Here is a 12,903-nt window from a genome sequence, read left to right on the forward strand (position 1 = left end):
AAACAAAAAAGCCTCTAACTATGTTAGAGGCTTTTGTACTCAGAGCGGGACTTGAACCCGCACGAACATTGCTGTTCACTGGATTTTAAGTCCAGCGTGTCTACCAATTTCACCATCCGAGCGTATTAGATGTTGAGCGAAAAACGGGGCTCGAACCCGCGACCTCGACCTTGGCAAGGTCGCGCTCTACCAACTGAGCTATTTTCGCGTTTAATTTTTTTTTAAATAACTCAACCTTGGTCTCGTCTCAAAGACGAGACGCTCTACCAACTGAGCTATTTTCGCATATCAAATTTAAAAAGAACCACAATACTTATACCGTATTGCGGATGCAAATGTAATACTAAAATTGAATTATACAAACCTTTTTTTAGAAAAAAATGTTTTGAAAATCTAATTCCCTGATTAACAAAATCAAGTGATAAATTATTTTTTCAACAACATTCTTTTCAATTCGTTGAGCTTCATTAAAGCTTCCACCGGTGTCAAAGTATTAATATCTAAATTTAGGATGTCTTCCCTTATTTCTTCCAATAATGGATCATCCATACTGAAAATATTAAGTTGCATTTCGTCTTTCACCGATTTAATCGTATTGAGCGCCTCGCTGGAATGGTTTTTCTCGAGTTTTTTTAATAATTTTTGAGCTTTCTGAATCACCATTTGCGGCATTCCCGCCATTTTAGCTACATGAATTCCGAAACTGTGAGCACTACCGCCTTTGACCAACTTTCGGATAAAAAGAACGGTGTCTTTTAACTCCTTTACAGAAACATTATAATTCTGAATTCTCGGCAACAATTCACTCATTTCATTCAACTCGTGATAATGCGTTGCGAAAAGTGTTTTAGGTCTTGCCGGATTTTCGTGTAAAAACTCAGCTATAGCCCAAGCGATTGAAATACCGTCGTAAGTACTCGTGCCACGACCAATTTCATCCAACAAAACCAAACTTCTATCTGATATATTATTCAATATGGAAGCCGTTTCGTTCATTTCAACCATAAAAGTAGATTCGCCCATCGAAATATTATCACTGGCGCCAACTCGAGTAAAAATTTTATCCACCACACCCATTCTTACTTTTTCCGCAGGCACAAAACTTCCCATTTGCGCCAACAACACTATTAAAGCGGTTTGTCTTAATATTGCCGACTTACCAGACATATTCGGCCCGGTAATCATGATTAACTGTTGCGTTTCTCTATCGAGATAAACATCATTGGCTACATAAGGAACACCAACCGGCAATTGCTTTTCAATCACAGGGTGACGACCATTGGTAATTTCCAATTCAAAAGTTTCGTCTAAAACGGGACATACATAATCATTCTCCATCGCCAATTGCGCAAAAGAAGTCAAGCAATCCAGTTGGGCTACCAAATTGGCGTTTAACTGTACTTGTTTAATATAAGTGCCTATCCAAATAACCAATTGTTCAAACAAATGGCTTTCAATTTGGTGGATTTTTTCTTCGGCCCCTAGAATTTTGGTCTCGTATTCTTTGAGCTCTTCTGTGATGTATCTTTCGGCATTGACCAAGGTCTGTTTGCGAATCCACTCAGCCGGTACTTTATCTTTATGTGTATTTCTAACTTCAATATAGTAGCCAAAAACATTGTTGAATGATATTTTAAGCGAAGAAATTCCGGTACTTTCCGATTCTCTGGCTTCAATCCCTTCCAAATATTCTTTCCCGGAAAACGCAATGCTTCTCAACTCATCCAATTCGGCATGAACTCCTTTGGCGATGGCATTGCCTTTGGCTATCGAAACAGGCGAATCTTGATTTAAGGTGGTTTTTATTTTTTCGCGAAGCAGATCACACGCATGCAAATTATCACCGATAACGCGAACGGCTTCCTGTTGGCTTTCGAGTGCGATTGTCTTTATCGGAATAATCGCATCCAAGGATTCTTTGAGATAAATGACTTCCCGTGGTGAAATTTTTCCGGTAGCCACTTTTGAAATCAAACGTTCCAAATCGGAAATCTGTTTGATTTGGTATTGCATCTTTTGAAGAATTTCTTGATTCTCTTTAAGATAAGAAACTACTTCATGACGACCTCTTATCTTATTGATATCTTTCAAAGGCAAAGCCAACCAACGTTTCAGCAATCTTGAACCCATAGGTGAAAGTGTCCTGTCGATTACATCCAAAAGCGTCACAGCATTGTGAGAATGACTGTGGTACAATTCTAAATTCCGAATCGTAAATCGATCCATCCAAACATAAGCGTCTTCAGCTATGCGCTGGATATTAGTGATGTGCTGAACCCTATTGTGTTGTGTTTCAGATAAATAATAGAGAATGGCTCCCGAAGCAATAATGCCGTCTTGTAATTCTTCAACCCCAAAACCTTTTAAAGAATTGGTTTGAAAATGATTTTGCAAAGTTTCAACCGCATAGTCTTCTTTGTAAACCCAATCTTCCAAATAAAAAACATTAAAATCTTCGCCAAAAGCTTCTTTGAACTGGCCCTTATTATTTTTCTGAATTAAAATCTCGCTCGGACTAAAATTTTGCAACAACTTGTCTATGTATTCTTCATTGCCCTGAGCAGTTAGGAATTCACCTGTAGAAACATCCAAGAAAGCAACACCTAATTGTTTCTTTCCAAAATAAATCGAAGCCAAAAAATTATTTGATTTCGAATGCAAAACCTCATCATTCATCGAAACTCCCGGCGTTACCAATTCGGTCACCCCGCGCTTTACAATGGTTTTTGTCATTTTAGGATCTTCCAGTTGGTCGCAAATGGCCACACGCAATCCGGCTTTGACCAATTTTGGCAAATAGGTATTCAAAGAATGATGAGGAAATCCTGCCAAAGCGGTTTCCGTTTCTGAACCGGCGCCACGTTTAGTTAAAACTATACCTAATATTTTAGAAGCACGAATCGCATCTTCTCCAAAAGTTTCATAAAAATCGCCTACTCTAAATAACAAACAAGCATCGGGATATTTGTTTTTTATCTCGTTGTATTGCTTCATTAAAGGCGTTTCCTTGGCTTTGGTCTCTTTGGCTGACAATGGATTTCGATTTAAATTTTAATAAGAAAGCGAATTTAAATATTTTAGACCGATTTGCTGAGTCAAAAAAAATTAATTTAATATTAAGGCAAAAAAAAAGTATCGGTTTTATATTTTGGATAGATTTGCTTCAGAAACTTAAAAACATAATACCATGAAAAAAATAATTTTACTTGCTGCCTTAGTTGCTTTTGGTGTTACAACTACCAATGCGCAAACGGCAAAAAAAGTAGCTACAAAAGTGGCTACAAAAACAGAAGCTCCTAAAGTTGACGGACCGGGAATGCTATTCGAAAACGAAACTTTAGATTACGGAACCATTCCTGCAAACTCTGACGGTAAAAGAGAATTTGTATTTGTAAACAATGGTACTAAACCGTTAATCATTGAAAGCACTCAAGGTTCATGCGGTTGTACCGTTCCTTCTAAACCGGAAAAACCAATCCAACCGGGAGAAAGAGGTGTAATTGGAGTGAAATATGATACTTCAAGAGCAGGACAGCCTTTTACAAAAACAGTAACTGTAAAATCAAATGCAGTAGGTCAAGAAACAAAAGTTTTGACTATCAAAGGAAATGTTTTACCTGCTGAAACAAAAGTTGAGCCTACAAAAAGTTAATTGTACTTAATTATAAATTCGAAAGAGTCCCGATTAGTCGGGACTTTTTTTTTGAATATCTTTGCGATATACGACCGAAGGTCGAATTTTATAAAATAAAAAAAGATGCGAAAGCTTGAGAATAAAGAATTAGATCGCAAATCGATTACCGATTTCAAACAAGCCGATAAAACTCCGATTATCATAATCCTCGATGACATCAGAAGTCTACACAATATTGGCTCAGTTTTCAGAACGGCTGATGCTTTTTTGATTGAAAAAATATTTTTGTGTGGTATAACAGCGATTCCACCAAACAAAGAAATTCACAAAACGGCTTTAGGAGCCACCGAAACTGTAGCTTGGGAATATCAAAAAAATGTAACAGAGGTTATTGCCCAACTTAAAAAAGACAGCGTCGAGGTCTTTGCGGTTGAACAAGTGGAAAATGCTGTTTTTCTACAAGATTTCAAACCGCAAAAAGAAACAAAATATGCCTTAGTATTTGGTAATGAAGTATATGGTGTATCACAAGAGGCTATTGCGCTCTGTAATGGCGCTATCGAAATCCCACAACTGGGCACTAAACATTCGCTAAACATTTCCGTAAGTGCCGGAATTGTAATTTGGGACTTGTTTCAAAAGTTGCGCTTTTAACTTCCTTTTAAGAATGTTTGATCTTTAAAATAATAGTGTTTTATTTACTTTTATAAAATGAAAAAGAGCACTTTATTGTTTTGGCTGATTCTACTTCTTGGCTTAAACTCTAGCCATACTAAAGCTAAAAATATTGCTCTGCAACAACCTACAACTAATATTGCGCCAACACTAATAGCCACCGGCAATCAAAACTATTGTCCGGGAACATCGATGAAAATTGTGACTAGCATGTCCATCACCGACCCTGATGATATCGGTATTGATGCTATTTATATTCAAATTTCCTCGGGGTATGATCTTGGCGCAGACTTGTTAACACTTACAGGAACACATCCAAATATTAGTACGCTTTGGAATGCAACAACCGGAACTCTTACATTAGGCGGAGTAAGTGGGCAACCAACCTACACCCAATTAATAGCTGCTATTGAAGACATTGAATTTTCCTCAAGTGCAACCAATCCTTCTGGGATTAGAAATTTTTCCATAACCGTTGGCCAGGCCAATTACCTTCCTTCCAATGGTCATTATTATTTATATGTTCCTAACATCGGCATTACTTGGTCTGCCGCCAAAACAGCCGCAGAAAACAGCACCTATTACGGATTGCAAGGCTATTTAGCCACCATTACTTCTGCAGAAGAGGCCCAAATTGCAGGAGAGCAAACCACCGGCGCAGGCTGGATTGGCGGTAGCGACGAACAAACAGAAGGCGTTTGGAAATGGATGACCGGACCTGAAAATGGCACTGTTTTTTGGAATGGAAATTTCACCGGTTTTACGCCAAATTTTGCTTTTTGGAATACCGGAGAACCGAATAGTGCCGGCGATGAAGATTATGCACACGTAACTGCACCTGGAGTAGGTATTACAGGATCTTGGAATGATTTATCCAACACCGGTTCAACTAGCGGAGACTATCAACCCAAAGGATACATTGTTGAATATGGCGGAATGCCGGGCGACCCGATTTTAAATATCGCCACAAGCACTTCGCTAATCATTGCTTCTATTACTTCAACCACTACTGCAACACGTTGCGGCTCCGGAGTAGTAGTACTACAAGCAACATCCAGTACAGGAACCGTTAACTGGTATGACGCGCCAACCGGAGGGAATTTTTTAGGGAGCGGAAACTCGTTGACTACACCAATCATCAATACAACCACAGTATTTTATGCCGCGGCATTTACAAGTGGCTGCATAACCAATTCTAGGGTAGCTGTAACCGCATCGGTAATTCCGAAACCTCAACTAACCTATACTTCATCTTACACTATTTGTGAGGGAAATCAGGAAATAATTCAAGTACAAACTACTTCAGGGATTTTAAATTGGTATGAAAGTCCAACTCAAAGCACACCTTTTTTTTCGGGGACCAATTTTTCTACAGCCAATATCAGTCAAAACACAACTTTTTATATTGAAGCCGATTTTAATGGCTGCTTGTCTGACAGAATAGCCATTGACATCCAAGTGTTTTCTGTACCGATTTTGACCGATGAAACCATTGAACTGTGTGAAGGAGACAACATCCTTTTAGACGCCGGAAATCCTAACATGACTTATCTATGGTCAAATGGTGCTACTAGTCAAAATATACTCTCCGACGGTCAAACGAGTTATTCGGTTACGGTAACAACGCCGGCTCCCGGTAGTTGTACAAAAACCAAAAACTTCACCTTGGTTTACCACCCGGATCCGATAATTTCAAGCGTTATAACCAATGATTTAGAAGTTACCATTCAAACAGTTCAAAATGGGAATTTCCAATATTCTTTAGACGGAATCAACTATCAAAACTCCAATACCTTTACTGTGAACGAAGGCGGATTTTATATGGCTTATGTTATAGAACCCAACCAATGTGGTGATGACCAAAAACCTTTTGTAGTTATCTCCATTCCTGCCTTTTTTACCCCAAATAATGATGGCTTTAACGATCTATGGCACATCAAAGGGCTATCCTTTTTTACGAATGCCGAAGTTAAAATATTTGACCGTTTCGGGAAATTAATCTGCGTATTAAACAACTCTAACCCATCATGGGACGGCACATATAACGGACAGTATTTGCCCTCAACAGATTATTGGTTTGTGGCTAAATTTGACGGTATGACGCCAGAAACCAGAGGACATTTTGCGATGAAGCGATAACTACTGTATCTTGTTTCGGATTTCTTCCAAAACAAAAACATAGTCTTCTTGGTTGTTTAAGAAATCACGATTGGTCACATCGATAATCAAAACATTCAGGTTTTTTTGCGATTTGATGTAATCCAAATATCCGTTGTTGATTTTTTCTAAATACTCCGCCGGAATTTCTTGCTCATAACTTCTCCCTCGGGTTTTGATGTTGGCCAAAAGTCTTTCGGTGCTTTGGTACAAATAAATGTACAAATCAGGCTTAGGCATTTCTTTATAGATGATGTCAAACATGGTTTTGTACAAGCGGTATTCGTCTTCAGCCAACGTTACTTTCGCAAAAATCAACGACTTGAAAATGTGATAATCCGCTACGATAAAATCCTTGAACAAATCAAACTGCGCTAAATCATCAGAAATTTGCTGGTATCTGTCGGCCAAAAAAGACATCTCCAAGGGAAACGCATACCGACTTTGATCCTCATAAAACTTAGGCAAAAACGGATTATCAGCAAAACGTTCCAATACGGTTTTCGCATTAAAATCTTCGGCTAATTTATTCGTCAAAGTGGTTTTTCCGGCTCCAATGTTGCCTTCAATAGCGATGTAGTTAAAATGATTTAACTTGATTTTGTCCATCGGGATTTCCAAATTCTGAACCACTTTACAATTGCTTTTATCTTCTGACAAAACCAACAATTCGTGCAAGTATTTTTGTAAAATCGGATGGCGCCAATCGAGGTTTAAATCACGCATCGGCAACAACACGAACAAGCGATTCTGCATTTGAGGATGTGGCACTTGCAATTTATCAGACGCAATGATTTCTTCATCAAAAGCAATCACATCTATATCAATCATTCGGGCTTGGTAACCTTCAACGGTTTCTCTAACCCTGCCCAAAGCTTCTTCCAACAACAGTACTTCTTCCAAGATTTGGTGTGCCGATTTGTGCGTATTCATAATCACTGCACAATTGTAAAATGGTTCACTTTCAAAACCCCATGATGGTGTTTCATAAAGTTTAGAAACTCGGATGATCGTACCAACTTCCTTATGCAAGTCCTCAATACAACGCTCAATATTTTCGAGACGATTGCCTTGATTGGTGCCTAAAGATAAAATGACTTGATGCTGCTTATTCATAGAAGCACAAATTAACTAAAACTATTTCAGAATAAAGGCAAAAACCAACCGACTGTTAATAACAATTTCTCAACAATCCATTTGGCACAAAATCATAAAACTTCTATAATTAGTAACCGCTTTGTGCCGAAAAGGCATTATTTTTGTTTTGCCAATGCGTAACTAAATCTATCACATTATGTTAAAGAAAATCCTGAAAATTGTCGGAATTGTTTTGTTGCTATTAGTGGTTTCCGCTTTTGCCATTCCGTATTTCTTTAAAGACCAAATCAAAGCCAAAATTGAAAAAGCCATCAATGAAAAAGTGGATGCCAAAGTGGCTTTCTCTGATGCCGATTTGAGTTTGTTTAAAAACTTTCCCAATGCAAGTGTAACTATAGAGCAGTTGACTATCATTAACAAAGCACCGTTTGAAGGTGACACTTTAGTAGCTTTTGAAGAACTGAATTTAAAAATGTCCATCGGGCAATTGTTCAACAGCGAAAACGAACCAATGCAAATTGACGGTATCGATTCTAAAAACGGTTTAATCAACATCATTTTTAACAAAGATGGCGTTGGTAATTTCGATATCGCTTTGAAAGAGGAAAAACCAAGTCAGGACAGCAAAAGCAAACCGCTTTCGTTGACCATCAAAGAATATTCGGTGGAAAACTTTAAGTTCAAATACTACGATGAGCGTTCCAAAATTAAAATGGTTTTAGACAGCATCAACCATGAAGGAACAGGTGATTTTGCCGCTTCCAAATTAGACTTGGTAACCAAAACCACAACCAAGGTTTCACTCGATATGGACAAAGTCAACTACATGAACAACGTAGCGATTTCATTGGATGCCATTTTGGGAATCGATTTAGACCAAAGCAAATACACCTTTAAGAAAAACGAAGCCAAAATCAACGAATTGCCTTTAAAATTTGACGGATTTATACAAATGGTTGAAGACGGACAAGTGTATGATTTGACTTTTCAAACACCGACTTCGTCCTTTAAAAACTTCTTGGGATTGATTCCGGCGCAATATGCCGCCAATTTGAAAGAGGTAACAACCAGCGGCGATTTTACTGTAACCGGTTTTGCTAAAGGAAAACTAACCGATACTACAGTACCTAAATTCAACATCGATATTGCCTCAAATAACGCTTCTTTCCAATATGCTAATATGCCGAAATCGGTTAAAAATATTATCATCGATACCAAAATCATCAATGAAACCGGTGTGTTGAACGATACTTATGTGAATTTGGACAAGCTCTCGTTTCAAATTGACCAAGACGTATTTAATGCCAAGGCTAATATCAAAAACATAGCCGAAAATGCCCTGGTAAATGCCGAATTGAAAGGCACAATTAATTTGTCCAATGTGACCAAAGCCTATCCGGTAAAATTAGACAAACCGTTGACCGGCGTTTTAAAGGCAGATGTCAAAACCGAATTCGACATGCAATCGGTGGAAAAAAGCGATTACGCCCGAATCAAAAATGCGGGAACGATTGACTTAACCGGGTTTAATTACACCGATGAGAACGGCAAAACCATGAAAATCAGTCGCGCACTAGTTTCATTCGATCCAAGTCGTGTGAACTTAAAACAATTCAATGCGGTAACCGGCAAAACCGATTTGGCAGTCAATGGTGTGTTGGAGAACTTCTACGGTTTTGTTTTCAAAAACCAAGAACTGAAAGGTAACTTCAATTTGAATTCCAATCAGTTGGCGGTTAGTGATTTTATGACGACTGAAACTTCTACAACCAAAGAAAACAAAGCGAGCGAACCGATGAAAATCCCGGCCTTTTTAAACTGTTCGTTGACGGCTAAAGCCAATACGGTTTTGTATGACAATTTGGTTTTGAAAAACGTTTCGGGCAAAGTAATCATCAAAGACCAAAAAGCAACTTTAGAAAACGGAAAAACAGACATTTTCGGTGGCTCAATTGCGTTTAACGGTGATGTATCAACCAAAGAAAAAACACCGAAATTCAACATGGATTTGGGATTGAACAGTGTCGACATCATGCAAACCTTTACCCAATTAGACATGATGAAAAAAATAGCCCCGATTGCCGGAGTAATCAACGGAAAATTGAACTCCAAAATCAAAATATCAGGTAATTTGAACGCTACCGAAATGACGCCTGACTTGAACAGTTTATCGGGCGACTTGTTGGGACAATTGCTTTCAACTACAGTAAATTCTAGCAACTCAACCTTGCTGACGGCTTTGGATGACAAACTGAATTTTGTGGATTTGAAAAAACTAAACCTCAACGATTTAAAAGCGGCGGTGACTTTCAAAGATGGAAAAGTAAACGTAAAACCATTTGATTTAAAATACCAAGACATCAAAGTAACGGTTGGCGGAACCCATGGTTTTGACCAAAACATGAACTACAATTTGAAATTAGATGTTCCCGCTAAATATTTAGGAACTGAAGCCAACAATTTGATTGCCAAATTATCTCCGGCGGATGCCAAAAAAGTAGAGAATGTACCGATTAACGCCATTTTAGGCGGTAGTTTTTCCAATCCAAAAGTGACTACCGATGTGAAACAAGCTACTACTTCGTTAGTGAATAACTTAGTCAAACAACAAAAAGACAAGTTTATTTCGGGCGGAAAAGAGGCTTTGAACAGTGTGATCTCTAACGCTACCAAACCTAAAAATGACACTACCAAAACCGATGTCAAGAAAGATGTACAAACCAAAGCCAACGACTTGTTGAAAGGACTTTGGAACAAAAAGAAAAAAGAGGCGCCGAAAACAGATACTCCACAATAAAAACAAAACCCTTTCCAAAAGAAAGGGTTTATTTTTAAATGTTTATTTTCACCACATAACCTTCAAACGTTCGAACGTTAAAAACCGTTCCGTCTTCAAACATCAGGTATTGGCCTTTTACACCGGTTAATTTTCCGGAGAAATTAGGTAATTTATCTAAATTGAGGCTATTAACCTTATTCGGATATTGTAAAACAGGATATCGCAATTCGTATAAATCTTCTTTGTTCGGATTAAAAAATGCCTGTACTTCGGTTGGAATCAGATTTTCTAGTTTTAATCTTTCCGCCATCAAATCTACTTCGGGCACATCGTTCTTGAGCATTTTTTGCCAATTGGTTTTATCAGCATAATGGTTTTTTAAAGCGACTTCGGTAATACCAGCCAAATACCTATTCGGCACTTCTACAATCGGAATCGCTTGCACAGCGCCTTGGTCAATCCAACGGGTAGGCACTTGGGTTTTTCGGGTCACGCCAACTTTTACCTCGCTCGACAAGGCTAAATATACTATATGCGGTTGTAATTGAACTCTCTTTTCGTATTCTAAATCGCGGTCTTCGATGTCTAAATGAGCTGTACTCAATTCGGGTTTCATTATCCAATCGCCTGCCGCAGCGGAACTCATAAAACAATCGTAGCAAAATCCCTGACGGAAAATCTTTTTCTTTTTACCGCAGTTCAAACATTGATAGCCTTGGAAAGAAATTTCAAGCGATTTGTCTAACAACTGATTCAAGCTTAAAAAACTATTCTCAAACACCAAATAATATTGAATTGGATTGGAGAATTCGGTTTGCATTTTGGTTAAAACCCCTTCGTAAGTCATCTTTTATTCTTAAAATTATTTCTTATATTTGGTAAAGTTATCACTCCTAATTCGTAATTCATAATTCCCAATTCTAAATTATGCCATTTCCAATTATCAATTCTATAGCTTCTTGGGTTCTGAAACAGCGCATTCATCAGATTGAGTTGTTTCTGAAATATCCGCATGAAGTGCAGAATGAGTTGCTTATGAATTTAATCCGCACCTGCGACGAAACGGTAATGGGAAAAAAATACGATTTCGACAGCATCAAATCCTATGAAACTTTTGCCGAGAGAATTCCGGTTTCTTCTTACGAAGATTTAGAGCCGATGATTGAAGAAACGCGCAAAGGCTATCAAAATGTTTTTTGGAGTACACCCATCAAATGGTTTGCCAAATCGAGTGGTACGACCAATGCCAAAAGCAAATTTATACCGGTTAGCAATGAAGCTTTAGAAGATTGCCATTACAAAGCCAGCAAGGATTTGTTGTGCATGTATTTGAACAATAACGAAAATTCGGAGATGTTTTTAGGGAAAAGTTTGCGTCTCGGCGGCAGTTCACAGATTTACGAAAACAACAATACGTTCTTCGGTGATTTATCGGCCATTCTGATTGAAAACATGCCGATGTGGGCCGAATTCAGCAGTACGCCCAGCAACAAAGTCTCTTTGATGAGCGAATGGGAAAGCAAACTAAGCGCCATCATCAATGAAACCAAGACCGAAAATGTGACTAGTTTTGCCGGTGTTCCTTCGTGGATGTTGGTTTTATTAAACCGAATTTTATCGGAAACCGGTAAAGAAAACTTATTTGACTTATGGCCGAATTTGGAAGTGTATTTCCACGGTGGCGTGAGTTTTGAACCTTATCGCGAACAATACAAAAAGATTTTACCAAAAGCTGATTTTAAATATTACGAAATCTACAATGCTTCAGAAGGTTTCTTTGCCATACAGGATTTAAATTACTCCAACGATTTGTTATTAATGTTAGATTACGGCATTTTCTATGAATTTATCCCAATGGACACTTTTGGCACACCGAATCAAAAGATTGTGCGTTTGGCTGATGTGGAATTGTTTAAAAATTACGCTATGGTAATTACCACTAATGCCGGTTTGTGGCGTTATATGATAGGCGACACCGTTCGATTTACTTCTTTGAGTCCGTATCGCATTCGCGTTTCGGGCAGAACCAAACACCACATCAATGTTTTTGGCGAAGAGTTGATGGTAGAAAATACGGATACGGCTATTGCCAAAACTTGTTCGGCACTGCACTGTGAAGTGATTGATTATACCGTGGCGCCAATATTTATGCAGGGCAAAGAAAAAGGCGCGCACGAATGGATGATAGAGTTTAAAAAACAACCGGAAGACATTGGTTTATTCCAAAAAACTTTAGACGAAAACATCCAAGCGGTCAACTCTGATTACGAGGCCAAACGCTACAATAACATGACGTTGAACCAACTCAAAATCAACGTAGCCCGAGAAAATTTATTCTATGATTGGCTCAAAGAAAATGACAAATTAGGCGGCCAACACAAAATCCCGAGATTGTCCAATCAACGCGATTACTTGGAGCAATTGATGCAAATGCAGGTTGAAATTCCAAAAGATAAATAACAAATTCCAAATAAATTTCAAGTTCAAAATTTCAAAATTCAAATGAAAAAACTCCTCGCTATAATAGTATTCATAAGTCTTCTAACCTCTTGTGGACCAA

General features: G+C 38.2%; 8 protein-coding genes and 2 tRNA genes. 5 read left to right on the plus strand and 5 right to left on the minus strand.

Features of this window, described 5'->3' with window-relative positions:
• Positions 1 to 36 precede the first annotated feature (36 nt).
• The 3 genes from ACIQ32_RS09205 to mutS form a co-directional block, all read right to left on the minus strand.
• A tRNA-Leu gene (locus ACIQ32_RS09205) sits at positions 37 to 122 on the minus strand.
• Between the two features lie 13 nt (positions 123 to 135).
• Positions 136 to 208, minus strand: a tRNA-Gly gene (locus tag ACIQ32_RS09210).
• A gap of 218 nt (positions 209 to 426) precedes the next feature.
• A complete protein-coding gene (gene mutS / locus ACIQ32_RS09215; protein ID WP_396195398.1) occupies positions 427 to 3,033 on the minus strand; it encodes a DNA mismatch repair protein MutS in 2,607 nt (868 codons plus the stop codon).
• Between the two features lie 154 nt (positions 3,034 to 3,187).
• Between mutS and ACIQ32_RS09220 the strand changes: the two genes are divergently transcribed.
• The 3 genes from ACIQ32_RS09220 to ACIQ32_RS09230 all read left to right on the plus strand — a co-directional run bounded on the left by ACIQ32_RS09220 (position 3,188) and on the right by ACIQ32_RS09230 (position 6,448).
• Positions 3,188 to 3,652 (plus strand): DUF1573 domain-containing protein, encoded by a 465-nt coding sequence (locus ACIQ32_RS09220; protein WP_396195399.1) that lies wholly within the window; start codon positions 3,188 to 3,190, stop codon positions 3,650 to 3,652.
• A 105-nt stretch (positions 3,653 to 3,757) separates the two neighbouring features.
• The gene (locus tag ACIQ32_RS09225; RefSeq protein ID WP_396195400.1) at positions 3,758 to 4,288 is read left to right on the plus strand and encodes an RNA methyltransferase; all 531 of its coding nucleotides are present in this window, start codon (positions 3,758 to 3,760) and stop codon (positions 4,286 to 4,288) included.
• A 57-nt stretch (positions 4,289 to 4,345) separates the two neighbouring features.
• A complete protein-coding gene (locus ACIQ32_RS09230) occupies positions 4,346 to 6,448 on the plus strand; it encodes a T9SS type B sorting domain-containing protein (protein WP_396195401.1) in 2,103 nt (700 codons plus the stop codon).
• Here ACIQ32_RS09230 and folK read toward each other — a convergent pair whose 3' ends face one another.
• Positions 6,449 to 7,582 (minus strand): 2-amino-4-hydroxy-6-hydroxymethyldihydropteridine diphosphokinase, encoded by a 1,134-nt coding sequence (folK, locus tag ACIQ32_RS09235; RefSeq protein ID WP_396195402.1) that lies wholly within the window; start codon positions 7,580 to 7,582, stop codon positions 6,449 to 6,451.
• Between the two features lie 178 nt (positions 7,583 to 7,760).
• Here folK and ACIQ32_RS09240 point away from each other — a divergent pair, with 178 nt between their 5' ends.
• On the plus strand, positions 7,761 to 10,361 hold the full coding sequence (locus ACIQ32_RS09240; RefSeq protein ID WP_396195403.1) for an AsmA-like C-terminal region-containing protein: 2,601 nt from the start codon (positions 7,761 to 7,763) through the stop codon (positions 10,359 to 10,361).
• Positions 10,362 to 10,395: 34 nt separating this feature from the next.
• Here ACIQ32_RS09240 and ACIQ32_RS09245 read toward each other — a convergent pair whose 3' ends face one another.
• Positions 10,396 to 11,190 carry a DUF2797 domain-containing protein gene (locus ACIQ32_RS09245; RefSeq protein ID WP_396195404.1) on the minus strand — a complete coding sequence of 265 codons (795 nt, stop codon included), beginning with the start codon at positions 11,188 to 11,190 and terminating at the stop codon, positions 10,396 to 10,398.
• A gap of 80 nt (positions 11,191 to 11,270) precedes the next feature.
• Here ACIQ32_RS09245 and ACIQ32_RS09250 point away from each other — a divergent pair, with 80 nt between their 5' ends.
• Positions 11,271 to 12,803, plus strand: coding sequence for a GH3 auxin-responsive promoter family protein (locus ACIQ32_RS09250; RefSeq protein WP_396195405.1), 1,533 nt, complete (start codon positions 11,271 to 11,273; stop codon positions 12,801 to 12,803).
• Positions 12,804 to 12,903 lie beyond the last annotated feature (100 nt).

The organism is Flavobacterium sp., assembly GCF_044373165.1.
Taxonomy (GTDB): domain Bacteria; phylum Bacteroidota; class Bacteroidia; order Flavobacteriales; family Flavobacteriaceae; genus Flavobacterium.

What these genes read in the sequence shown, in the direction of transcription:
- ACIQ32_RS09245 (WP_396195404.1), bottom strand. Translation starts at nt 11,190, where the DNA reads ATGACTTACGAAGGGGTTTTAACCAAAATGCAAACCGAATTCTCCAAT.
- ACIQ32_RS09225 (WP_396195400.1), top strand. Translation starts at nt 3,758, where the DNA reads ATGCGAAAGCTTGAGAATAAAGAATTAGATCGCAAATCGATTACCGAT.
- ACIQ32_RS09220 (WP_396195399.1), top strand. Translation starts at nt 3,188, where the DNA reads ATGAAAAAAATAATTTTACTTGCTGCCTTAGTTGCTTTTGGTGTTACA.
- folK (WP_396195402.1), bottom strand. Translation starts at nt 7,582, where the DNA reads ATGAATAAGCAGCATCAAGTCATTTTATCTTTAGGCACCAATCAAGGC.
- ACIQ32_RS09250 (WP_396195405.1), top strand. Translation starts at nt 11,271, where the DNA reads ATGCCATTTCCAATTATCAATTCTATAGCTTCTTGGGTTCTGAAACAG.
- ACIQ32_RS09240 (WP_396195403.1), top strand. Translation starts at nt 7,761, where the DNA reads ATGTTAAAGAAAATCCTGAAAATTGTCGGAATTGTTTTGTTGCTATTA.
- ACIQ32_RS09230 (WP_396195401.1), top strand. Translation starts at nt 4,346, where the DNA reads ATGAAAAAGAGCACTTTATTGTTTTGGCTGATTCTACTTCTTGGCTTA.